The sequence below is a fragment of the Methylophaga sulfidovorans genome (genome assembly GCF_900114205.1).
In the GTDB taxonomy this organism is placed as follows: Bacteria; Pseudomonadota; Gammaproteobacteria; order Nitrosococcales; family Methylophagaceae; genus Methylophaga; species Methylophaga sulfidovorans.
In genome coordinates, this window is the sequence record NZ_FOSH01000013.1 from 38,279 (window position 1) to 62,881 (window position 24,603).

The 24,603-nt window shown below is 42.3% G+C and carries 24 protein-coding genes and 1 tRNA gene; 14 read left to right on the forward strand and 11 right to left on the reverse strand.

Going from position 1 to position 24,603, the window contains the following annotated elements:
* Positions 1–8: 8 nt before the first annotated feature.
* The 4 genes from BM232_RS11105 to BM232_RS11120 are packed head-to-tail and all read left to right on the forward strand — an operon-like array spanning position 9 to position 4,730.
* A complete protein-coding gene (locus BM232_RS11105) occupies positions 9–1,481 on the forward strand; it encodes an efflux transporter outer membrane subunit (protein ID WP_177207316.1) in 1,473 nt (490 codons plus the stop codon).
* Positions 1,482–3,623 carry an FUSC family protein gene (locus tag BM232_RS11110; RefSeq protein ID WP_091714669.1) on the forward strand — a complete coding sequence of 714 codons (2,142 nt, stop codon included), beginning with the start codon at positions 1,482–1,484 and terminating at the stop codon, positions 3,621–3,623.
* The gene (locus tag BM232_RS11115; protein WP_091714672.1) at positions 3,620–3,829 is read left to right on the forward strand and encodes a DUF1656 domain-containing protein; all 210 of its coding nucleotides are present in this window, start codon (positions 3,620–3,622) and stop codon (positions 3,827–3,829) included. Before BM232_RS11110 ends, BM232_RS11115 begins: the two co-directional genes overlap by 4 nt.
* A 1-nt stretch (position 3,830) precedes the next feature.
* Positions 3,831–4,730, forward strand: coding sequence for an efflux RND transporter periplasmic adaptor subunit (locus tag BM232_RS11120; protein ID WP_091714674.1), 900 nt, complete (start codon positions 3,831–3,833; stop codon positions 4,728–4,730).
* Between the two features lies 1 nt (position 4,731).
* Here BM232_RS11120 and BM232_RS11125 read toward each other — a convergent pair whose 3' ends face one another.
* Both BM232_RS11125 and BM232_RS11130 read right to left on the reverse strand, forming a co-directional pair.
* The gene (locus tag BM232_RS11125) at positions 4,732–5,007 is read right to left on the reverse strand and encodes an Lrp/AsnC family transcriptional regulator (RefSeq protein WP_091714676.1); all 276 of its coding nucleotides are present in this window, start codon (positions 5,005–5,007) and stop codon (positions 4,732–4,734) included.
* Between the two features lie 33 nt (positions 5,008–5,040).
* Positions 5,041–6,450: a phospholipase D-like domain-containing protein gene (locus BM232_RS11130; RefSeq protein ID WP_091714678.1), complete on the reverse strand. Its 1,410-nt coding sequence runs from the start codon at positions 6,448–6,450 to the stop codon at positions 5,041–5,043.
* Between the two features lie 232 nt (positions 6,451–6,682).
* On the opposite strand from BM232_RS11130, the gene BM232_RS11135 reads away from it, so the two are divergent.
* Positions 6,683–8,365 (forward strand): GAF domain-containing hybrid sensor histidine kinase/response regulator, encoded by a 1,683-nt coding sequence (locus tag BM232_RS11135; RefSeq protein WP_091714680.1) that lies wholly within the window; start codon positions 6,683–6,685, stop codon positions 8,363–8,365.
* A gap of 1 nt (position 8,366) precedes the next feature.
* Here the strand turns inward: BM232_RS11135 and BM232_RS11140 are convergent, their stop codons facing one another.
* Positions 8,367–8,696: a hypothetical protein gene (locus tag BM232_RS11140; RefSeq protein WP_091714682.1), complete on the reverse strand. Its 330-nt coding sequence runs from the start codon at positions 8,694–8,696 to the stop codon at positions 8,367–8,369.
* Between the two features lie 161 nt (positions 8,697–8,857).
* Between BM232_RS11140 and BM232_RS11145 the strand changes: the two genes are divergently transcribed.
* The 5 genes from BM232_RS11145 (at position 8,858) to BM232_RS11165 (ending at position 12,073) form a co-directional block, all read left to right on the forward strand.
* Positions 8,858–9,313: a hypothetical protein gene (locus tag BM232_RS11145; RefSeq protein WP_091714684.1), complete on the forward strand. Its 456-nt coding sequence runs from the start codon at positions 8,858–8,860 to the stop codon at positions 9,311–9,313.
* A 53-nt stretch (positions 9,314–9,366) separates the two neighbouring features.
* Complete coding sequence (locus BM232_RS11150) at positions 9,367–9,960, forward strand: TetR/AcrR family transcriptional regulator (RefSeq protein ID WP_091714687.1); 594 nt, start codon at positions 9,367–9,369, stop codon at positions 9,958–9,960.
* Positions 9,961–10,021: 61 nt separating this feature from the next.
* Complete coding sequence (locus BM232_RS11155; RefSeq protein WP_091714689.1) at positions 10,022–10,288, forward strand: DUF4242 domain-containing protein; 267 nt, start codon at positions 10,022–10,024, stop codon at positions 10,286–10,288.
* A 33-nt stretch (positions 10,289–10,321) separates the two neighbouring features.
* On the forward strand, positions 10,322–11,263 hold the full coding sequence (locus tag BM232_RS11160) for a quinoprotein relay system zinc metallohydrolase 2 (protein ID WP_091714692.1): 942 nt from the start codon (positions 10,322–10,324) through the stop codon (positions 11,261–11,263).
* Between the two features lie 3 nt (positions 11,264–11,266).
* Entirely contained in the window at positions 11,267–12,073 is an 807-nt protein-coding gene (locus BM232_RS11165) for a quinoprotein dehydrogenase-associated SoxYZ-like carrier (protein WP_245752924.1), read from the forward strand.
* Between the two features lie 433 nt (positions 12,074–12,506).
* On the opposite strand, the gene BM232_RS11175 is transcribed toward BM232_RS11165, so the two are convergent.
* The 7 genes from BM232_RS11175 to BM232_RS11205 form a co-directional block, all read right to left on the reverse strand.
* On the reverse strand, positions 12,507–12,842 hold the full coding sequence (locus tag BM232_RS11175; protein ID WP_091714696.1) for a hypothetical protein: 336 nt from the start codon (positions 12,840–12,842) through the stop codon (positions 12,507–12,509).
* An 11-nt stretch (positions 12,843–12,853) separates the two neighbouring features.
* Positions 12,854–14,905 (reverse strand): EAL domain-containing protein, encoded by a 2,052-nt coding sequence (locus BM232_RS11180; protein ID WP_245752925.1) that lies wholly within the window; start codon positions 14,903–14,905, stop codon positions 12,854–12,856.
* 143 nt (positions 14,906–15,048) lie between these two features.
* Entirely contained in the window at positions 15,049–15,951 is a 903-nt protein-coding gene (gene ypfJ, locus BM232_RS11185) for a KPN_02809 family neutral zinc metallopeptidase (protein ID WP_091714700.1), read from the reverse strand.
* A 29-nt stretch (positions 15,952–15,980) separates the two neighbouring features.
* Positions 15,981–16,754 (reverse strand): nuclease-related domain-containing protein, encoded by a 774-nt coding sequence (locus tag BM232_RS11190; RefSeq protein ID WP_091714703.1) that lies wholly within the window; start codon positions 16,752–16,754, stop codon positions 15,981–15,983.
* Positions 16,755–16,844: 90 nt separating this feature from the next.
* Positions 16,845–16,920: transfer RNA gene (locus BM232_RS11195), tRNA-Val, on the reverse strand.
* 128 nt (positions 16,921–17,048) lie between these two features.
* Complete coding sequence (locus tag BM232_RS11200; protein ID WP_091714704.1) at positions 17,049–18,023, reverse strand: zinc transporter ZntB; 975 nt, start codon at positions 18,021–18,023, stop codon at positions 17,049–17,051.
* Between the two features lie 235 nt (positions 18,024–18,258).
* Positions 18,259–19,002, reverse strand: coding sequence for a dienelactone hydrolase family protein (locus BM232_RS11205; RefSeq protein ID WP_091714706.1), 744 nt, complete (start codon positions 19,000–19,002; stop codon positions 18,259–18,261).
* 428 nt (positions 19,003–19,430) lie between these two features.
* On the opposite strand from BM232_RS11205, the gene BM232_RS11210 reads away from it, so the two are divergent.
* The 4 genes from BM232_RS11210 (at position 19,431) to BM232_RS11225 (ending at position 23,647) form a co-directional block, all read left to right on the forward strand.
* Complete coding sequence (locus BM232_RS11210; RefSeq protein WP_091714708.1) at positions 19,431–19,979, forward strand: sigma-70 family RNA polymerase sigma factor; 549 nt, start codon at positions 19,431–19,433, stop codon at positions 19,977–19,979.
* 11 nt (positions 19,980–19,990) lie between these two features.
* Entirely contained in the window at positions 19,991–20,617 is a 627-nt protein-coding gene (locus tag BM232_RS11215; RefSeq protein WP_245752927.1) for a FecR domain-containing protein, read from the forward strand.
* Positions 20,618–20,651: 34 nt separating this feature from the next.
* Entirely contained in the window at positions 20,652–21,146 is a 495-nt protein-coding gene (locus tag BM232_RS11220) for an energy transducer TonB (protein ID WP_245752929.1), read from the forward strand.
* Positions 21,147–21,427: 281 nt separating this feature from the next.
* On the forward strand, positions 21,428–23,647 hold the full coding sequence (locus BM232_RS11225; RefSeq protein ID WP_091714711.1) for an NADP-dependent isocitrate dehydrogenase: 2,220 nt from the start codon (positions 21,428–21,430) through the stop codon (positions 23,645–23,647).
* Between the two features lie 458 nt (positions 23,648–24,105).
* Here the strand turns inward: BM232_RS11225 and BM232_RS11230 are convergent, their stop codons facing one another.
* Positions 24,106–24,513: a YMGG-like glycine zipper-containing protein gene (locus BM232_RS11230; RefSeq protein ID WP_091714714.1), complete on the reverse strand. Its 408-nt coding sequence runs from the start codon at positions 24,511–24,513 to the stop codon at positions 24,106–24,108.
* Positions 24,514–24,603: the final 90 nt, after the last annotated feature.

Below are 24,603 nucleotides of genomic sequence, written 5' to 3' on the forward strand. Positions count from 1 at the left end.
AGCAGACTGTGAAAACGTTATATCTCTTCTTCCCTTATATAGGATTGTTGCTGTTGTCAGCATGCATCAGCTCTGAAGGCATAGTGCCGCAGAGTGATGTGCCTGCAGATAGCTCGTATCAATTAAGTGAACATGTGCAAGAAATACAAGAAGATGCGGCGTGGCCAACAGATCAGTGGTGGCAATGTTTTCAGGATGAACAACTGAATCAATTAATGCAGATTGCCGTCAGCCAGAGTCCATCAGTGCAGGAAGCACAGGCGAGAATAAGAGTAGCTACGTCATTAGCGGCGCAGACAGACGCTGCTTTATCGCCAACAATTGATGCTGAGGGCCAAATCAATCGCAAACGCTGGCCGACAGATTATTTCTATGGGCCAGGTGAGTTGGGCGGTACAACCAGCTGGAATAATACGGGATTACTCAGCCTGCACTATGATCCGGATATCTGGCATAAAAATGCCATGCAAAGTGATGTGGCATTAAGTGAGATTAAAAAACAAACAGCAAAAAGCCAGATAGCGAAACTGAATATCGAATCGGCACTGATCTCATCGTATATTCAACTGTCTCTGAATAACGCCGAGCTGGATCTGGCTAAACAGGCTGTGAACAGCTATCAAGAGAAACTTGATGTAATAAAAGCCCAGTTAACCATGGGCCTGAATACAGAAGTGGCTGTGTATCAGGCTGAAACTCAGCTTGCCGATGCTGAAGCTAAATTCGAAGCTGTTAAGGATCATATCGTGACAGCGAAATATGCTATTGCAGCCTTATTAGGTAAAGGTCCGGCTTTCGCTGACAGCCTTAAACCACCGCACTTACAGCGAACAGAAGATGTGTCTTTACCCAGCCATATTCCAGCTGAATTACTTGGGCATCGCCCAGATGTGGTGGCGAGCCGTTGGTTAGTATTCAGTGCCAATAAACACATTAATATTGCCCATACTGCTTTTTATCCTAATATTAATCTGTCGGCCGCTATAGGTTTTATGGCCGTCAATGGCAGCATGTTAAGCGTCTTTAGTCATGACAAACTGACCTATGATGCGGGTCCAGCGATATCACTGCCGATTTTTGACGCAGGCAGAATTCGTGGTGAGTTATCCGAAGCGACAGCCAATTATGATATGGCAGTGGCTTTATACAAAAAAACCTTGAGTGAAGCGATGCAACAAATTGCAGACAGTGCTGTGTCATTAAAAAGTACATTGACACAATCAATGACATTGGCGTCTGCTATCAAGGCATCACATCAAGCCTATATGCATGCGAATGATGCCTATGACGTCGGGCTGACTGATTATTTACCTGTACTGGATGCCAGATTGGCCTGGTTACAACAACAGCTTTTTTCACAACAGCTTAATGCTCAGGCACTGCAATTCCGGGCTGATCTTATCATTGCATTGGGTGGTGGTCTGACGGCAGCTAATGATAGCCCACAGCAGGCTGCACTACAGTATCCGGCGACACCGTAAATGGCTTCCAACCTGACGTTGAGTCTAAAACAGGCAGCAAGGCAATGGCTGAATGAGGATGGCCTGACCTGGAATTTTATTATTCAGGGGCTGGTCGCTGTGTTTCTGACCTTATGGCTTGCCATGCGACTGGAATTACCACAACCCGCCGTAGCCTGTATAACGGTGATTATTGTGATACAGCCACAGAGTGGGCAGGTGCTGGTCAAAGGTTTATTCCGTTTTTTAGGTACCTTGATTGGCTGTGTTGCGATGCTCATTCTGGTCGCATTGATGGCGCAGGAACGCGTATTGTTTCTGTTAGCAGTGGCGATCTGGATTGGTCTTTGTGCTGCAGGGGCGATGGCATTTCGGGATTATCGTTCCTATGCTTTTGTACTGGCTGGTTATACAGCCACATTAATCGGCATTCCTGCTATACAAAACCCGGATATGGCATTTATGTTAGCGGTGTGGCGAGTACTGGAAATTAGTCTTGGTATCTTCGTTGCCACGATGATCAGTGCCACCTTATTTCCACAAACATCTGGTCAGGCCATTCAAAAAGCGGTTAGCCAACGCTTTGGTGATTTTGCTGATTTCATCATTAATAGTCTCGATAACCCTGATCAGCAAACACAATATGAAACGAAAATGATGACGTTTGCGACCCAGTCTGTTGGTCTAGAAAACCTTAGGTATGTCAGTAGTATAGAAGACTATTCTATTAAGTTACGTAAACAAAGGCTGGCACGGTTAAACCAGGAGTTTATGCAGTTAACGACACGTTATGCTGGTTTACATACGCTATTAAACCGCGTCAGACAGGATGCACCGACTTCTGTCATGGTGGCGATTGAACGCTGTTTAAAGATTGTTAAACAGACATTGGCGCCTGTGCGTCTGGCAACACTGACTTCACAACAGGCTTTAGATCTAGCAAAGCAGATTGGCTTCGCACAAACACAATTAAGACAGAAAATTCGTGAGGAGCGTGAGTTTCTACCTGGCCATATCAGTGAAGCTAATAAGCTTGATTTTGATACTGCTTGTGAGTTGATTTTTCGTCTGTTTGATGAAATGCGGGTGTATTGTGAAACGCAGTCAACGCTGGCTGCTGAACAACACCATTATGAACGACAGCGTATTACATTCAGCACTAAAGTGAATCCGGTTGGGGCGTTGATAACCGGATTAAGAACCAGTCTTATCGTACTGTTATTTGGTACATTTTGGATCGAAACGGCCTGGCCTAGTGGCAATACATTTGCCATGGTAGCTGTTGCGATTTCTGCTATTGTGACCACAACACCGAATCCGGCTAGATCAGCAAAACAAATTACCGTTGGAACTGTCGCAGCTGCCTTGGCTGGCTTTATTGTTAATCTTCTGCTCTTACCACATTTGGATGGCTTTGCCTTATTATGTTTTGCTTTGTTGCTGCCTTTGACCGTGGGGCTCTATCTTTCTACGAAACCAAAATATACTGGCTATGGTATGGGATTGCTTATCTTCTTTTGCTTGGGCGCTATTCCATTAAATCAAGCGGTTTATAATTCGTCAGCGACCTTAAATAATTATATTGCCTTAATACTGGCTCAGGGCATGGTTGCTGTTATTTTGACCGTGATTATTCCTGCTGATAATCGTTTTGTCTGGCAACGTCTTAATACGGAAATGCGTCATCAGATAAGTACTTTATTCCGTCGTCAGCGATCACAAAGACGCCATCAGTTTGAGAGTCAGACCCGGGACTTATTAAGTCAGTCCTATGGTTTTGCTGGTGATTCACCACTGCAATATAAAAAACTATTAAAAACCTGCTTCTCAGTTCAGATTGTCGGGCATGCATTGATGGAAATAGATGATGTTGAACAACGACTTTCAGTAGTAGGTGGTCTGAATGATGATTGGAAGTGGTATAAACAGAATTTGAATAAGGCATTGATTAGCGTGTTTGAAAAACCTACTGCAAATCATAGGGTGAGTGCATTAGGACAACTGGATAAAATGATAGGGTGGTTACAGCCTTATACCTCAGACATCGTGCATTTTGATGAATCCATTCCTAAGCAGATATTGAGTTATCTACACTTTATTCGAAATGTCTTGCTGGATAAAAACCTGTTTGCTCAGTCATTGGCTGCTGGAGTGGAGTCATGATGGATGTGATGCGTGAGTGGACTGTCTCAGGTGTGAGCTTTCCTGCCATGACTGGCCTGTTTGTTTTATGTTTAATCGTGATGTGGTTACTGGATATGTTGTTTGCCCGACTCGGTGTCTATCGCTATGTCTGGCACCCGGCAATGTTTAAACTGAGCGTGTTTGTCTGTTTATTTTGTTTCACTGCTTTTATGGTCTATCAATAGCATGAAGAAGTTTATAAGTTACCTCATCACCTTGTGTTTTTTTCTGGCTGCCGGTTTCCTGGCATACACCTTATGGCAGAAATATATGCATTCACCCTGGACAAGGGACGGCCGCGTGCGAGCCGAGATTATTAATGTCGCACCAGACGTGTCAGGTATCGTTACTGAAGTTGCTGTCAAAGATAATCAGGAAGTAAAAAAAGGCGATTTGCTGATGGCAGTCGATGCTGAGCGTTATGCCTTAGCGGTCAAAAATGCAGAAGCTGTCGTGGCTAACAAAAAGACACTTCTGGAAATGTATCAGGCGCAGGCCAAACGCCGACAAGCCATGGATAAACGTACTGTTTCCCGGGAAAGTAAGATTGATGCGGATCATCAATCCACTGCAGCATTGGCAGATTATCATTCGGCACTGGCTAAGTTAAACACCGCCAAACTGGATTTAAAAAGAACAAAAGTATATGCAAAAACAGATGGTTATGTGACAAACTTAAATGTATATGTAGGTGATTATGCGCATACCGGACAGGCGATGATGGCATTAATTGATAAACATTCGTTCTGGGTATATGGCTATTTTGAAGAGACAAAACTGGCTTTATTGAAAGTAAACGATCCTGTCGATATTGAGCTGTTGAATGGGCAAATACTGAAGGGGCACGTCGACAGTATTGCCAGAGGTATTTATGACAGTGATAACCCGGAGAGTCGTGACTTGGTGGCTAATGTGAACCCTACGTTTAACTGGGTCCGCCTTGAGCAGCGTATACCGGTGCGGATTGCTTTAGATGAGATTCCTGAGCAGACGCTGCTTGCTGCTGGTATGACCTGTACAGTGATTGTAAGAAATAATAAAGCGGATAAAGAGCCTGCTGTTACAGGCTCGATGTCGACGAATTAACTTAGAGACCGATAGAAAACATCGAGTCCAGATCATGTTTGCTATACACACGGAATGCCAACATGGTTTCTGTTTTTGTAATTGCTTCGATGTCTACAATTTTGTTTGTAACTAGTGTTGCCAGTTCATCATTATCTTTGACTCGGGCAATGGCTACCAAGTCATAATTACCACTGACAGAGTAGACTTCACTAATACCATCTACATCAGCCAGTGTTTCAGCGACGTCAGTGATTTTCGTTCGTTCGGTTTGAATTAAAATAAATGAGGTAATCATTAGGTTCTCCAGAGAATTATTGTTAGCTCTCGTTTATAAATAGGGGGATAACAGCCCCATCAGCGAATCACGTAGTCTAACAGGGACACTGCGGTTCGCTATCTCTTCATAACTGACAGCCTCACTTTTAGCAATGATGTCATCGAAGTGTTGGGTTAATTCTTTATTTAGGCTGTGCGAGAAAATCTCAATACCCAACTCATAATTCAGACGCAGACTTCGTGGATCAAGATTGGCTGATCCTACCAGTGAATAATGATCATCGATACACAATAACTTACTGTGGCAGAACGGCGCGGGTTGATAAAAGATTTCTACATTCCATGACAATAGCTCAGCCAGCATATTGCGATTGGCCCAATGCACGTATATAAGATTATTTTTGGCTGGTAATACAATGCGAATCCGAACTCCACGCATCGAGGCTGATTGTAATGATGTAATCATTTCCCGACTGGGAATAAAGTAGGGCGTCATAATATCCACGGTGTTTTTTGCCGCAGAAATAACGCTTTGCAGAGTTAATGATAAAGCATCCATGGCTTCATCAGGTGCTTCCGGAATCACCCGACAATGATAGCCACCCGGTTCTGGATCAGCTGCCGGGAAAGGACAATCCATTTTTGTTTGACTGGCAATCAACCAGTCATCATAAAAAATGTGGATTAAATCCTTAACAATGGGGCCCTTGAAGCTGAAATGAACATCGGTGATGCATCGGGCTTGCATAACAAGCTGACGATTCTCGTCGCTGATATTCATACCACCAGCAAAGGCCTGAGTATTATCAATAATCATCAGTTTGCGGTGGTTACGCATATTGATATAAATATTAGGTGGCAGAAGACGTGGTGGGGTGAACTTGACGACATCTATGCCCAGAGCTTTTAGACGTTTAGATGGTTTGTGCCAGGAATATAATTCGCCAATACCATCGATGATGACTTTGACTTCAACGCCACGTTTGACGGCGTCACTGAGCGCGTCAATAAACTCATTACCGGTTTTATCCGTCTTCAGAATATAGGTAGTCAGCAAAATGCGCTTTTCAGCTGACTTTATCGCGTTAATCATCATGGGATAGGCTTCATCACCATTATGAAGAATATTGATGGTATTACCTGCGGTAAGTTTGGTACCCGTAATCCTTTCACCAATACTATCCAAACCATGACCATTGATATGACTTATTGAACGTTTAGCAGAACCGGATTCAAAAGGAATTTTGAATAAACGACGTTTAAGATTGGTCGCCCGACTGCGAACCCGGTTAACACCGAATAAAAAGTAGGCTATTGGACCGCCATAGGGAATAAACAAACATGAGATGATCCATGCCAGGGCAGCACGATGATCACGCTTGTAGAGTAAAATATGGTAAACACTATAGGTCGCTGGGCCAGCATGTAGCAGAACTAACAATAAAATGTAGACGATATTCATGTTGATTACCTAATGATGACAGCAGTCATAGTAACGAACTCTTACTGAGAAAACGATTCACTTTGTTATGAAATACGTCATATGCTGATGATGTAAAGTGAATCAACACATTAGGGATGCTTTCTTGCAGGTAGATTCTGCTATGATGGTGCTATATCAGTTTTTATACCCAATTGATTTTACTGTAGTAATTCAGTAGAAGCGGGTATTGAGATGGAAGGGGGCACAGATAATGGAAGCACCGAAAATACCCAGTGATGAACAAGAACGTTTAGCTGCACTATTTTCGCTTGAACTGCTGGACTCAGAACCTGAAGCTGTTTTTGATAATCTCACTCAACTGGTCGCTGATATTTTTGATATACCTATCGTAGCGATTTCCTTGATTGATGAATCCCGTCAGTGGTTTAAATCGGTACAGGGCTTAGATGTTTGTGAAACCGAGCGTGATATCTCTTTTTGTGGCCATGCTATTTATCATAAAACACCATTGGTGATTGAGAATACAGCTGAGGATGAGCGGTTCAAAGATAATCCATTGGTAACAGGGCCACCACATATTGTTTTTTATGCTGGTGTGCCACTGCGTTACCGCTTCAATAACCATGAATTTCTGTTAGGCACTTTATGTATCATTGATCATAAGGTCAGAACATTAAGTGAACTCGAACTAAAACGCCTGCAGATGTTTGCTTATCAGGTGGAATCACTGATTGGACTTCGGTTGTCCAGTCGGCGGTTAGAACAGGCCAATAAAGTTAAATCAGCGTTTATGGCTAATATGACACACGAATTACGCAGCCCGATAGCCGGCGTCATTGGTATGTTGGATATCTTAAACCTCAGTGAGCTGACAACAACACAGCAACGGCATCTTGAATTAGCCAGTAAAAGCGCCAAATTACTGCTTAATATCATCAATGATATTCTCGACTTTTCCAAGCTTGAAGCTAATAAAGTTGAAGCTCGTGAAGACAAATTTGATCTGACAAAGTTGTTTGAAGACGTGTTTGAAACCTTCAGTTTGCGTGGTAAGGAAACTGATAAAAACTATCATCTGTCGCTAGACTGGAACACGGATTTAATGGTCGTCGGCGATGCTACCCGTTTAGAGCAAATCCTGCTAAATCTATTAAGCAATGCTGATAAATTTACACAACATGGTCATATCCAGCTTAAAGCCAGCCTTGTTGAACAGTCAGAAAAAGATATCACGCTGTCGTGTCAGGTGATTGATAGTGGTATCGGGATTAATGCCAATCAAATAGGTCGCTTATTTGAACCTTTAGAACAGCTGGATAACAGTTCATCAAAAAGTTATGGAGGCACAGGTTTAGGCTTAGCGATTGCAAAAAAACTTTGTGAGTTAATGGGGGGAGATATCAGCGTTAAAAGCGAGAGCGGTAAAGGCTCTTGTTTTAGCTTCACCATTAAGCTTAAACGTATCAGAGATACAGAATCTGAATTGACTAATACCAAACCTGACAGACAAACATCCAATAAATCGAGTTTGTCAGACATTCATGTTTTAATTGCTGATGATGACTTAACCAATCGCTCAGTAATAGAGTTTTTTCTCACAAGGTTAAATGTTCATTTTACGTCAGCTGAGAATGGTGTTCAGGTAAGCCAGTTGCTAACAGAGTTCGACTCTTATGAGCCAATAAAGCTGATTCTCATGGACTGTCAGATGCCGATGATGGATGGTTATGCTACCAGCCGACAAATCCGTGAAGGTAAACTAGGCAAGCAATATCAGGATATTCCCATTATTGCCCTAACTGCTAATGCCATGAAAGGTGACGAAGAAAAATGTTTATTAGCTGGTATGAGTGACTATATGACGAAACCGATTCAGTTTGATCAGTTATTCGACAAAATGGTGTATTGGTCGACACGAAAACATAAAATGTGATTTATATAAGTGGCTCAGTACCTCGCTGGCGTTCAACACAAGCCTGGAAAATATCGTCATGTACTTCATCAAGAGGGGTATCTACGGGATAAATATAAACACGATGGCCGATCGTTAATATATCTTTGCGTCCTTGTGTATCTTTGTAGATCGATTTTATTTTTTCCTCAAATGTGGTCCAGTCATCGCCTTCAGTTTGTCTGATTTTTTGTATCTCATAGGCTGTTCCAGCCTGGTACGCACAACTAGTTATGGTATTTCGCTCAAGATCATCTGCTATGGCTAATGATGACATCAGGCACAACATCATCAGGCAATAAAGGTATTTCATTTGTGACCTCCAAATGCGTTATCAGCATAGTGAGTAATTGATTCTAATAGAAAAGCAGAGAAGTTTGCTGTTTTTCCTCACTAAAAAATACGATCAGTGTTTGTCATAGATGGCTCTTATGTGATAACAAAGGAAGTGTGTTTTGACTCGGAGCGATTAGCATGAGTAGAGAAACAGAAAAAAGCATGGTTGTTCTCGCACGGCATCGTCTGAAATGGTTAAAAGTAGCCTTGGCCGGAAGGAATGCCGATTTAAATCTTGTTCAAAATACATTTCATCAGCTGACAGGCTTAACCAGCCTGCGATTTGTTCAGGATAATGGCCTCAGCGATGAAACGATAAGAGAGTTAGCCATCATTGATAATCTCGCTACGCTGAATGTGCAACAGCAGCATCCTGAAGTACTGGATAAGCTCTCTAAAGAAGCCCAGGAATTATCTAAATACTTGGATATGCCTGCGCGTGACTTATTAGATTTACTGTTTAAACATGGCGCACGCTTTCATAATCAGGATGCCATCTCGGTCGCGCTACATCGTGGTCTGATTAGTGATATTCATCATGAAGCTGAAGCTTATGCACGTTTGCAAGCCAGGGAGTGTCGGGGGGAAGTTTAAATTTCTGCTATTAATGATTGACAAGCAAAGACGACCGGTCGCATTATGCAGTCATGAGCACTCAAAAAGACATTAAAAAAGAACAAATCCTTAATCATGGCATTCAGTTGCTGATGCGTAATGGCTATCACGGTACGGGTATCAAATTAATATTAGATACCGTGCAGGTGCCTAAAGGCTCGTTCTATAGCTATTTTGAAAGTAAAGAAAATTTTACTTCAGAAGCTATCAGTCATTACATCGCACCATTTATTTCGCGACTGCAATTTTTTCTAAATAAAACAGAATTAAATGGGCATCAGGCAGTCAAAGCCTACTTTGAATCACTTATCAAAGATCTGGAACAGTCAGATTACAGCGGTGGTTGTTTATTAGGCGATATGATGGGTGAAATCAGCAGTGCAAGTGAGTTATGTCGGCAGACATTGTTAGCTTCTGTGAATGACTATTGCCAACTCATTGCACAAGGGCTGAATGAAGCTCAGCAACAAGGCATTGTTCGACAGGATATGACAGCGGATGTAATGGCAAAACTGTTATTTGATCACTGGCAAGGCGCGTTACTACATATGAAAATTGAAAAGTCGACACAGCCATTAAAACGCTGCATGTCGCAATTGCTTGATGATTATTTTGTTCAACACTAAGTGTTGATTTTTTTGGGCGTCTATTAAAGACGATCGGTCATTTTTAACGAGGTAAAGAACCATGAATAAATATATTATTGAACGTGAAATTCCAGGTGCAGGTGAATTAAGTGATAATGAACTTGACCAGATAAGTGACAAATCCTGTTCTATTCTGAAAGATATGGGAACTGGCATTGAGTGGGTAGAAAGCTATGTCACCGATAATAAAGTGTATTGTGTTTACAAAGCTGAAAATAAAGATTTAATTATGCGTCATGCTGAACAAGGTGGTTTTCCAGCGAATGCAATCTCAGAAGTTAAAAATATGATAAGACCAAAATTCTGAGATAAGAAGACCCCTGATTGAAGGGAGAGAGAAATGAAAAACAAAACAAAAGCCTATATAACGGGCATCAGCGTTCTGTTCAGTGCCATTATGGCACTGAACGTATATGCAGATGACTATCCGTTAAAACAAGTCTCAGAAGGCATTTATTACCATCAAGGTGCACAAGAGGATGCCGATCAACATAATAAAGGCGAAATAGCGAATACGGGTTTTATTATGGGCGACAAGTGTATTGCTGTCGTGGATAGCGGGGGTAGCTATCTTGAGGGCAAAGCCTTACTTGGAGCCATTCGTGAAAAAAGTGACTTACCTATTTGTTATGTGATTAACACTCACGCACATCCGGATCATTTTTTAGGTAATGCTGCATTTAAAGATACCGGAGCTACGTTTATTGGTAACGCTAAAATGCCAGCAGCTATCGAAGCCCGAAAATCATTTTATGAAACACGTTTTCAAGAGATTCTTGGTAAGTATTTCAAAGGTACAGAGTTTATTGAACCGACGCTTCTAGTCAGTGTGGATAAGCCCATCACCATTGATTTAGGTGATCGTGAGTTAGTGCTAAACAGTTATCCCACCTCACATACCGATAATGATCTGACTGTTTTGGATAAAAAGACTAAGACCTTATGGGCGGGGGATTTATTATTTGTTAAACGTATTCCAGCACTTGATGGCAGTATCAATGGCTGGCTGGCGACGATTAAAAAATTAGAAGCCATGAAGTTAAACGCCGTTATTCCTGGTCACGGTCCTGCCCAATATAAGGACTGGCACCAAGCTTTTGATGCTGAAGAGCATTATTTTTTGACTATTCGTGAGCAAATCAGAGCCATTATTAATGATATGGGGACGATTACAGAAGCTACAGACTCTGTTGGCTTGAGTGAGAAAGGTAAATGGCTACTGTTTGATGATTACAACAAACGCAATGTGACTGCGGCGTTTACAGAATTGGAATGGGAATAAACAATGAAAAATTTATTTAATATTATCGCGATCAGCGGCTTGATGTTCTCTTTTATGATGCCGTCGATAACGCGAGCTGATGACCAACCTGAAGAACAATGGGAAACATTAAAAGAGATTTATTTTGAAAATAAAACGATTTTAGAAGATGCCGATGACTGGTTAGTGATAGAAGCGCCAAAGAGAGCAGAAGACGCGGCTATTGTTCCCGTTCATTTTTATTCGAAACGTCCACAAACAGATTCATCCTATATCAAAAGCCTGCAGATTTTTATTGATAATAACCCAATGCCATATTCGGCTAACTTTCATTTGTCACCGACATTGGAAAGCGTTGACATTTCCACTCGTATGCGTATCGATCAATACACGTATATTCGTGCTGTAGCAGAAATGAATGACGGCAGTTTGCACATGGTGAAACGCTTTGTGAAAGCCTCGGGTGGCTGTAGTGCACCAGCGGGAAAAGATCAGGCTGCTGCGATGGCGAGATTGGGTAAAATGCAGATTCGTTATCGTGATGGTGGCTCTGATGAAGCTAATCCTGTTCAGATTGTGATAAGTCACCCTAACAATAGTGGTTTGCAGATGGACTTAAAAACCCGTGGTTATATTCCAGCACATTATGTGGAGAAAATGGTTATTACACTTGATGATAAAGTGTTAATGGACGTTGATACCGGCATATCAATTAGCGAAGATCCCAGTATTCGTTTCGTTTTGCCCAAAGGAAAAGCTGGACACGGTTTGCTAAAAGCAGTCGTGACTGACAATCAAAAACAGATCTATACGATAGAAAAACAAATTTAGTTCCCTCCTGACTGACAAGGACGTCAATCACTAAATGGGTATTTCCAGTTGATTTGTTCTGTAGGCAGCATTTGCGTCACGCTTAAGCAAATCAACTAAGTATTCGTTTTGTATTTATTACCTAAAGGAAAAGCTGGACACGGTTTGCTAAAAGCAGTCGTGACTGACAATCAAAAACAGATCTATACGATAGAAAAACAAATTTAGTTCCCTCCTGACTGACAAGGACGTCAATCACTAAATGGGTATTTCCAGTTGATTTGCTCTGTAGGCATCATTTGCGTCACGTTTAAGCAAATCAACCCAATATTCGTTTTGTTTTGCCCAAAGGAAAAGCTGGACACGGTTTGCTAAAAGCGGTCGTGACTGACAATCAAAAACAGATCTATACGATAGAAAAACAATTTTAGTTCCCTCCTGACTGACAAGGACGTCAATCACTAAATGGATATTTCCAGTTGATTTGCTCTGTGGGCATCATTTGCGTCACGCTTAAGCGAATCAATCCAGTTGGATCACTGGGTTGCCCGATAACTACATAACGCCTGCCCGATTCGGTATAGCCTATCCCTTGCGTTTGTTTAAACTCAGTAATCGGACTGCTATTACGTAGTGTAAATGGAAGAAGCTCATCTTCCTCATCAGCAGGCTTAAAAGGCGGCACTGTTTCCGGACGTTGCCGGAGGCCTACAAAAATTTCTTCACCACTTGGCAGAATGAGTATATTCCAGTGGTACAAGGTCATAACAGTATTAGCAGCACGAGTCATTTTTTAGCAAGTTAGCGGCAGTGAGATAAAAAATAGACCTGACAGTCTTCAGGCTTGAGTGGGGGACTATGATAATAGCCCTGAAATATATCACAGCCCATTTCAGCTAACGCTTCGCGTTGTTCTATAGTTTCTACATACTCGGCCACAACAGAGACTTGCTGAGCCTTTCCCAAGTTGCTGATAGTGCGAATGATATCGGCATTGGTTGTATTAGTCAGCACATCACGTGTGATGGAGCCATCAATCTTAATTGCATTGACTTTAAAACGACGCATATACAGAAGAGATGAATAACCCATGCCAAAGTCATCCATCGCTAAATGAATGCCTATATCACTGATTTCTTGTAATATTTTTTCGACTTGCTTGGAATCAGAAATCTCAGATGATTCGGTGATTTCCAGTTCAATGTCTTGAGGATTAAGTCCGTACTTAGCAACACAGTTCGCTAAAAAAAACGGTAATGCATCATCATTTAATTGCAGGGGGGAGATGTTGATGGCCATAGTTAGATCCTGATGGCCCATAGCATTCCATTTTGCTTTAGTGATGCAACATTGTTCAAATACCCACTGATCTAATTGAGAAATATCTCCGCTATCTTCAGCCAACATAACCAGCATAGCAGGTGAGACAAACCCATATCTTGGATGTGTCCAGCGCACCAGTGCTTCCACGCCAATAATGTGGCCTACACGATTGTGCTTTGGCTGGTAAACAACAGTTAATTCATTATGATAAATAGCCTGACGTAAGTCATACATTAGATCTCTGGCAATCATGCCGACTTTATCTTGTCTGCTGATAATCTGTTGTTTGGCATGACCGCTATTAATGATTGTGTGAGTAGCTTCTTCGAAAGCCAGACGCTCTTGTTGTTGCCTATAAAGTTCTGCTTTACGAACAAAGGGGAGATAAAGCAGGGTACTAATCACAATTTCCAGTAATTGCAAAGCAACACCGTACCATGACCCTGTGAGTAACCATGCAGATAAAAGCGGTGGCGTTGTCCATGTCACACTGGATGGGTTCACCACACTAATGAAGCCTGATTGAAAAGCCAATAATGAGATGCCCATTAATAATAACGGCACCATCAAAAAAGGAATTAAATAGCGTGGATTGAGAACAATGGGTAAACCATAAATTAAAATATCGTTGATATTAAACAGGCTGGGAATCAAGGAAATTTTAGCTACTTTGTTTTGCACCCCTTGGCGGATAGTGAGCAAAATAGCAATAATTAAACCTAAGGTTGCACCAGACCCACCTATCAAAACAAAATTTTGGAAAATGGGGCGACTAACCCAATCTGCACTGAACACTGTAGAGGCACTAATAAAAAATGGGCCTTGTTGATTTGGGTCAATAGCGAGACCGCCATGAATACCAATAAACCACAAGCCTTGATTCACCAGTACTGCCAGTGTGCTTAATATCCAGGCACCATAACCATCTTTCTGTGCCCAGTGCGTAATTACACTGTATACACTAGGAAAATCGGGCAGTGCAGCAATAAACGCTGCTAATAAAAAAAAGAAAACCCCGACCAGAACTATGGTCGGAGTTAAGCGCATGGCATTATAAAATGCAGTATCAGATTCGACAGATAGGTGTAGTAAGTCCAGTAAACGTTTATGGGTTAACCAGGAAATTAATTCAGCCGTCGCAATACCTAAAATAATAGCAAGCACCATGGCTTCCAGACTAAAGGCGATAGCGGAATAACCAAGTAATGAAATGAATATAATAAAGTTAATAGCGGCACTAATGGCGACCATTAATGGGGTAGGTGCATCACTTTTAGTGGCGTTATTGCTATTTAATCGGTAGACCAGCTGCACAGAAATAATGGCTGTTAGAGCCAACGCATAAAAGTTAAATGTTGCCTCACCTATCTGGCCTAGTGGAGCTTTCCAGTTATCACCCAGCCAGTCATTCATAAAGCCTTGAAAAAAAGTGCTAGGGAAATTAACCAATAAGTCTATGGTGACACGGAGAAATATTAATGGAAGCAACGAAACAAAACTATTTCGCGTTGCTACTATCCATAACAGCATTCGATGCTTCAATATGTATCTCCTAAAGCTAGTTTTAAAATTTGCCAAATTAAAACATAGTCACAGAAACGAAGCTGTGCACGTGCTCATAAATTTATAAAAATCATTACTTAAACACGAAAACTTAATCTTGTGGTTAATCTTTAGATAAATGTATCACAAGTGTCTACATTACCGCTGTCATAACCTGTTTTAAACCATTTAACCCGTTGCGCTGAGCTGCCATGAGTAAATGCATCCGGCCTGACAACGCCTGTTGCCTGTTTTTGTAAAGTATCATCCCCGATAGCACTTGCTGCGGTTAAGCCTTCTTCCAGATCACCAGCTTCCAGCAAGTGTCTTGATTTATTCGCATAATGTGCCCAAATACCAGCAAAGCAATCGGCTTGTAACTCTTGCTTAACTGAGAGTTTATTCCATTGCACCTGACTCATTTTATTTCGTGCTGCGTTGACTTGTTGTGAGATGCCCAATAAGTTTTGGATATGATGACCAACCTCATGAGCAATGACATAAGCCTGAGCAAAATCACCAGGCGCTTTGAATTGATTTTGTAGCTGGTCATAAAAACTCAGGTCTATGTAAACCTGTTGATCAGCAGGGCAGTAAAATGGACCCATTGCGGCCTGTGCTGTACCACAAGCCGAGTTCACTACGCCACGAAATAAAACCAGTTTGGGAGGGGTGTAACGTTGACCATTCTCTTTAAAAATCGCTGACCAGGTATCTTCGGTATCGGCGAGGATGACGGAGACAAAATCGACACGCTCTTTTTCTTCAGCACTTTCCTGTAGAGGTTCAGATGATGTGACGGTTGGTGCCGAAGAGGGCATACCCAGAAGCGATAGTAGTGCAGGTAAATTCCCTGTTAATGTAGCAAAGACAACAATACCTATCACCAAAATAGCTGTGCCTTTAAAACCAAGTAACCGAAACACGGCTGGCAACAAACGGATTATGCCGCCTGAGCCACCACGAATCCCTGAAACACGCTGATTACGACGATCATCAATATTGCTACTTCTTCGGTTACCACGCCATTTCATTTTGTGTCCTCAGCAAAAGGGAACAGAGCTTAGATAGTGTCGATATTACGGCATTTCGGATATTGACTACAGCCCCAGAAAAACTGACCTGCATTGTCACCTTTTCTGCTTTGGCGTTTTACCATTTTATGACCACAGCGCGAGCACAGCGTCACGTCCATATTTTTACGTTCAACGAGCTGTTTTACATGAGCCACGTGTTCTCTGTTTGTTTTTAGACTACGTGAAAGACGGCCTGATTCAATTTGAGAAATAACGGATTCTTTCTCTCTCAATGTCAGCACAGGATTCGTTTTAGACTTGATATAGCGGACATAGCCAAGACCATAAGTGACATTGTCCGGCATGGCTGTTTTAAAGTGACTATCACCGATGAAGACGATAACGGAAAACACCTGTTCGTCTGCTAAGTTGAGCAATGTCTGAAGTGTTTTAAGATGTTTATGATTTTGATGCAGTGGGTTCTGAAAGCGGTATTTATGTTTGTAGAGTTGCTGGGTCCAGTTTTTCTGTGCAGGGTTGCCAAATATCCAGCCACGGATGTTTTTGGTCTCAACCACAAAAACGCCATAGACCGAGACGATAATGTGATCAATCTGAGTAGTGCCATCTTCGCTGGGCAGAGTGACATTTTTGATTAAATGATAATGCTCTTTGTCTAATTGCCATCGGGCGATAACATTAACCATAAATTCACCCATGATGCTTTTAAACCAGGCTGAGCGAAAAATAGCCAGACATAAAACTAACGGGATGAAATACCAGAAAGACAGTAAAGACGAGAAGAGCGGAGTGAAGTCCATTTCAGCACCTTGGGTTGAGTCGCCAAGATCATACAATGCACAACAATTTAACGGGAAACAAGTACTGAAAATAAAAAGAGGAGTTTTTCTTGGTGGGTGCTGAGGGGTTCGAACCCCCGACCCTCGCCTTGTAAGGGCGATGCTCTCCCAGCTGAGCTAAGCACCCCAAGAAAGCGTGGCATTCTACAACATCTTTTTCATATTTGCTCGAAAAAAATGAAGAAATTTTTATCTTTGTTTTGGATGCTTTTTAAGCAGATTAACTAAGTTATTGATTCACCATTTAAAGCCTGATTAAAACCATTTTTTCCAACGAAACAAAAACAATAATAAAACGGCCACCACACAGAGAATAACGATGACATCCGTAAAGGCATGACTGTCATTGGCACCGGGAATACCACCCACATTAATACCCAATAACCCTGTGACAAACCCTAAAGGCAGAAAGACGGCTGCAATCACCGATAACACATACATACGGGAATTAAGTTGCTCAGAGGTTTTGCTATGCAGTTCTTCCTGAACCAGCACAGCACGCTCACGAACCGCGTCCAGGTTCTCAATATAACGGATGAGATTGTCACTGATTTCATGGATCTGGATACGATCATAATCAGATAACCAGGAGATCTTTTCCAGCGTCAGACGAGCCAGGGCATCTCGTTCCGGTGCTAAATAGCGACGCATTTTAATCACTTGACGTCGTAAATGTGCAATATCGTTGTGTAAGTTTTCCGTATCGTCTACTAAAACGGCATCTTCGTAGTCGGCGATAACATCTTCGAAACCGGCAACCGTATCAGACATACCATCCACCGTCAGATCCACTAACGAAATGAGAAACTCAGCACTGTTTTTAGGGCCATTACCTTTGCTCAGTAATTTATCCAGTTCTGCAGCAGAGTAGGACATTTCACGTCTGGTAGTGACGATAATACGAGTATCAATCCACATGCGAATTGAAATCAAATCGTCGGAACGGGCATCCTCATAATGATTAATACCCCGTAAAGACATCAGCAAACCATCATTAATGGAGGTCGTACGAGGTCGCGTTTCTTCCTCTAATAAGGCATTAGCGATCACATTATCCAGACCAGACTGCTCAAGTAACCAACGTTCAGCATCAGGGTGGGTATAGTCAAAATGTAGCCAGAGAAGGCCATCTTCAGCCTGCCATTGCGGCAGATCACTCTCACTGATACGGACACTTCCACCCTTACCATTGAGTAAATGGGCATAGGCTAAACCTGATGGATTGGACATGACAATAACGTTCCCATGCAATTAAAAAATTTTGAGCTTAGCATAACAGGAGTAAGGCATTGCCAGTATTTCAGATAGATAAATGACTCATCCGATCTCAATAGGAATCGTCACTCAAGCGCAAACTGGTATCCAGTCCGAGCCTTGAAAAATAAGCCGTTTAATTCTCAAGAAACAGTTATTGCTCGAAGGCCCGAGCTGGATGCCAGAACAACTCTGGCATGACAGAGCGTATTTAGCGTAGTGTTCTGCTGAACAGATTTAATGCCAGTTGGTAGCCAATTTGTGCCGTTTGAGCATCGTAACGACCACCATCACCTTCATCACGCATAAATGCATGTTCGGCATTAAACTCATGCCAGGTGAAGCTAATATCGGTTGCTCTTAATTCTTGATAGATTTTTAATAAACCATCAGCAGGCACATGGTTATCCTGTTTACCCCAAATCATTAATAACTCGCCTTTGATGTCATCCAGACGTTCCATACTGTGTTGGCCTGGTTTGTTTGGGATTTTCTGAATGTGTAAATCAGTCGCGTAGAAACAAGCTGTGCCTTTGACTTCAGGTTGTAAAGCAGCACGGAATGCTAAGTGGCCACCAATACAGTAGCCCATGGCACCAATATGACCGTTACACCAAGGTTGGGTTTTTACAAACTCAATCATTGCAGCATTATCAGAGTCATAACCCTGAACATCTTTAGCTTCTTTATCAGCATTACCTTTGTCACGGCCAGCATCGTCATAACCTAATACTGTGCCAATAGGGTTCAGCTCATGAAAGACTTCAGGCACCAATACGGCATAACCATGGCTTGCCATTAGTCTGGCAGCACGTTCAATGGGGCCGGTTTGTTGGAAGATTTCAGAATAGAACAAAATGACTGGGTAACTACCTTCACCAACAGGGCGGTGGATGTATGTACGCATAACGCCAGTGGGAGTATCAAGGTCGACAAAGTGGCTTTGAATTTTCATATTAGGCTCGCTAGATTGCTTGAATGTCTGAAGAATGAAAGGACGCTATTGTACAAGAACTCACTTGGTTCATCATGGCTGTATTTATCCGTAAATTTTAAAGGGGTATTTATTACCTGAATAATAATGCTGTATTCAGACTGAAAAAATGGAAAATAGTTAATATTTAAAAAAAACAGGGTAAAAACCTCCCAAAGCGGCTAAGCAGGGATTCATTTTTTATAAATGGTTTAATCTTCGTAATTTTAGGATTTTTTCCTATATTTACTCAATACGATGCGTAGTAAATTTACCTTACCTTATGTGAATTTTTGTGAAGATGCTCGCAGAGTTTACCCAGAACATGTGACTAGCAATCTTACTGCAAACCATCAATAAACATAAGGTATGCACCGTTTGGCAACTTATGTAGTAAGGGGAGCAGGCAATTGAGTAATATAGCTCTATATCATGAATCAGAAGTCAATATTCTGGGTAATCTCAATGCAAAACGAGATTCAATCGTCACCGATCTTTATCGTGCACACAATAGCTGGTTATTAGGCTGGTTACGTAAGAAACTTGGTTGCAGTTTCGATGCAGCTGATTTAATGCAAGATACCTTTTCTAAAATTCTGCAAAAAGACGATCTATCGGGTATCAAAGAACCCCGAGCCTATCTCACCACGGTAGCCCATGGCTTAATGGTTAATCATGTCCGTCGTCGAGATATTGAAAGAGCCTATCTCGATGCCTTAGAAAATATGCCTGAAGTCGACGTACCTTCCCCTGAATCAGTCAATATTATGGTGGAGACCTTAGCCAAAATAGATGAAATGCTCGATGGCTTACCTGCTCGGGTTCGTAGCGCCTTTCTATGGTGTCAGCTCGAAGGACTTTCACACGCAGAAATTGCATCGAGATTATCAGTTTCAGTCAGCTCAGTTAGACAGTACATTGCTAAGGCATTGCTACATTGTTTAAACATGAATAGTTAAAACTTTTTTTCATGGCCCGTTCTAATAAAGATGCTATCTATGAAGCGACCAACTGGTTTGTTGAGCTGACTTCTGGTGAAACCACAGATGCAGACCGGAAAGAATGGCAAAGATGGCTAAATGCCTCCTCAGAAAACAGGCACGCATGGGAACAAGTTGAAGCTATCACCAACTGTTTTATGGGGCTGGATTCAAAAACCAGTATCACCGTATTAAATCGTCCGATTGATACCAAAGACATCAAATCACAGGAACGTCGCCAAGTCATTAAAACCCTCAGTCTCATGCTGGCTGCTGGATCGGCAGGGTGGTATGGCTATAAACAAAAGCCCTGGTATCTATTAATGTCAGATTATTCAACGGCAGTAGGTGAAATTAAACGTCTCACCTTAGCCGATGGCAGTCTACTTGTTTTAAATACTGACACCAAGGTAGCTATTGATTTTAGTGACCAAGCTAGAACAATCAGGTTACTGCAGGGTGAAATCTACATTGAAACGGCACAGGAGCAAGACCGGAATTATCGTCCTTTCAATGTAATTACTGATCACGGTACTGTCACCGCATTAGGCACTAAATTTAGCACTCGACTTAAGTCTAAACACAGCTCTGTCCAAGCCCAAACCAGAGAAACCTAAAAAGGTTGAGAAGCCAAAGCAAGAGAAACTCGTGGTGAAACCTAAGGTTGCTGAGAAGGTTGAAGTGGTTGAAACTCCGACTGAAGTAGTAGACGCTCCCAGCGCCGAGGTGTCAGAAAACCCATCGACAAGTTCTGCGGAAAGCAGTGAGACAGCATCCAATACCAATGCCACAGGTTCAGGCACCAATCCTGATGAAAAAAATCAGGGTGGTACCGCTGAAGTGGATCGCAATATGGCATGGAAAGGCTATGGACAACTGCTTTATGCGATGGTCTCTAAAAATAAAAACTATCCGCAACTAGCGATTCGCCGTCACCTTGAAGGGACTGTGATGGTGAGTGTGCGTTTTGAAAAAGGCCGGATGGTTGGCATTAGTGTGGTCGGTCAGGGAAGTGGCCATACAGTATTAGATAGAGCAGCGCATGAAATGGTGGAAAAGGCCGTAAACGCCTTGCCTGTGCGTGGTAACTTATCAGGTAAATCCTTCAGCGTTGTTGTCCCTGTTAACTTTCGTTTAACAGATTAAAGCACTTGCTAAAACTGACACCCTAAAATTAGACGGTTTTTATCATGGCTATAGTGATGTATAGCGCCATTGAAGATATGATAAAGTGTGTCACACCTGTTATGGAAACCCAGCGTTACAGAATCTCTGAATCAACATGACCATTGAGGGTCGTTGATTAACGCAATAGTCGAAATTATTCATATTTCATACTACCTATTGTCACCAGCCTGACGCGGGTTATGCGAGCACTTTTGATAGTGATCTTGCAATTCAAAATCATGTATTTTTAAGGGTTTAGAATGTCGAAAATTATTTATACCAAAGTAGATGAATCACCTGCGTCAGCAACATACTCCTTGTTGCCTATTATTCGTGCTTTTACTGCCGATGCGAATATTGATATTGAAAGCCGGGATATTTCACTCGCAGGACGTATCATTGCTAACTTTCCAGATAATCTAAGCGACGAACAAAAAATTCCTGACCATTTAGCACAATTGGGCGCTTTAACTCAGGACCCGGCCACCAACATCATCAAGCTGCCAAACATCTCTGCCTCTATACCGCAGTTGAAAAATGCGATTAAAGAATTACAATCAAAAGGTTACGACCTGCCTGATTATCCGGAAGTACCTAAAAATCCAGCCGAACAAGCGATTAAAGATCGTTATGCCAAAGTGTTAGGTTCTGCTGTGAACCCGGTGTTACGTGAAGGTAATTCCGATCGTCGGGCACCGGCAGCAGTCAAAAATTATGCACGTAAAAACCCGCATAGCATGGGGGAGTGGAAAGCAACTTCAGCTACTGATATTGCACATATGGATGCGGATGATTTTTATGGTAGTGAATTATCAGTGACATCGCTACAGGCAGATGACTTTAAAGTCAGCTTTATCGATAAAGCTGGCAATGAAACGGTGCTGAAAAAATCGATTCCGGTGTTGGCTGGCGAAGTGGTCGATGCCACACGTATGCGTGCAAAAAGTCTGCAAGCGTTTTATGCCAATGCTATAGCTAAAGCAAAACAAGAAAACGTATTACTTTCTCTACACTTAAAAGCCACCATGATGAAGGTGTCAGATCCTTTGATGTTTGGTTTTGCCGTCAAAGTCTTTTTCAAAGACTTAATCGAAAAACACAGTGCCTTATTTGATGAGCTGGGTGTCGACTTTAATAATGGTTTAGGTGATTTATACAGCCGACTTGCCAAGGTCGACGATGCTACCAGACAAGCTGTCGAAGCTGATATTGAAGCGGTCTATGCCAGCCAGCCAGATGTGGCAATGGTGGACTCGAATAAAGGTATTACTAACTTCCATGTCCCGTCTGATGTGATTGTGGATGCCTCCATCCCGGCGATGATTCGCGCCGGTGGCAAAATGTGGAATAAAAAAGGCGAGCAGCAAGATACTCTGGCGATGATTCCAGATCGCTGTTATGCCGGTGTTTACAAAACAGTGGTTGATGACTGTAAACAAAAAGGTGCTTTGGATCCGGTGACTATGGGAACGGTGCCAAATGTCGGCCTGATGGCACAAAAAGCTGAAGAATATGGCTCACATGATAAAACCTTCCAGGCGAAAGCAGATGGCAAAATTATTGTCACCAACCAACAGGCTGAAACGGTATTTGAGTTTGATGTGGAAGCAGGCGATATCTTCCGTATGTGTCAGACCAAAGATGAGCCGATTCGTGACTGGGTTAAATTAGCCGTTAGCCGTGCGCGTTTATCAGACACACCGGCCATTTTCTGGTTGGATGAAAAGCGGGCACATGATGCTGAGTTGATTAAAAAAGTGAATGCGTATTTACCTGAACACGATACCAGCGGCCTGGATATTCGAATTCTGAATCCAGAAGTTGCCACCCAACTTTCTCTAGACAGAATCCGTGCTGGTAAAGATACGATCTCTGTGACCGGTAACGTATTACGTGATTACAACACCGATTTATTCCCGATTCTGGAATTAGGCACTTCGGCGAAAATGTTATCGGTAGTGCCATTAATGCAAGGTGGCGGTTTATTTGAAACCGGTGCCGGCGGTACAGCACCGAAACTATTGGACCAACTGATTGATGAAAATCACCTGAGCTGGGATTCCTTAGGGGAATTAATGGCACTGGCGGCCTCGCTGGAACATCTTGCCAATACGCAAGACAATGCAAAAGCTAAAGTGTTAGCCGATACGCTGGATGCTGCGACAGGTAAATTGCTGCAGGAAAATAAATCACCAAAAGATAAAACTGGTGAATTAGATAACCGTGGTAGTCATTTCTATTTAGCGATGTATTGGGCTGAGGCATTAGCTGAACAGACAGATAATGCCGAGTTAAAAGCCGTATTTACGCCGATTGCTGAAGCTCTGATAGAAAATGAAATCAAGATTGTGGGTGAATTAAATACTGTGCAGGGCAAAGCCGTTGATATGGGCGGTTACTATATGCCTGATGACGATAGGATGAACGCGATTATGCGCCCAAGTGCAACATTAAATACGATTTTGTCTCAGCTTGTTTAAGTCAGGTTCTTCAATAAAAAAAAGCCCCAGTTTTGGGGCTTTTTTTGTTTTATAGAATAGATGACCTCGTCATTCCAGCGTAGGCTGCAATCGAATCTGGGCTTAATTGGAACCGTCATTCCAGCGCAGGCTGGAGTCCAGTCCGGGCCATGAAAAAATAAGCCGTTTTAGTTTCAAAAAACAGCTATTGTTCGAAGGCCCGAACTGGATGCCAGAAGAGCTCTGGCATGACGCTGAAGTCGCGGATCTATGACTATTCAAAACAGGTGACCCTGTCATTACAACAGATGCTGGAATCCATTCCGAGTTTAATAGGAACCGTCATTCCAGCGCAGGCTGGAATCTAGTCCGCGCTATAAAAAAATAAACTGTTTTAAACGTCAAAAAGCAGCTATTGTTTGAAGGCCCGAACTGGATGCAGCATCCCTGCATGGCAGTAATTTTGCCGCTTGAGGTTATTAATAACGGCGATAATAATAGTGATGGTTGTCGTATTGATGTTTTCTGTGATCGTGCTCTATGGCTCTGCGATATTGTCGATATGCACGTGCTTGTTGCTCACGGTATCTGGCCTCTATACGTGCCATTTTTTGTTTGTATTTCCAGTACTTTTTATTGTAGTGCTTATCATGATGATAATGGTGGGAGTTATCATGGTACCGGTTTGACGTGACCTTGGTGTTTACAGCATAACCCAAGGCACCGCCGAGCGCCGCGCCCACAATAGCGCCATTTTTACCACCTACCTGGTGACCGACGACCGCTCCTATAGTGCCGCCGATGACGGCTTTGACGGCATTGTTATCTGCCATGGCTGTTCCTGACATCAGTGTTAATGTCAGCAGTAAAACTATTAAGCTCTTCATATCTACCTCCTGATTATTGGTATTCACTTTGGTAAATAAAGTGAAAAAAGCCAGATATCAGTATTGTTGTTTAACAACGTTGTATTACTG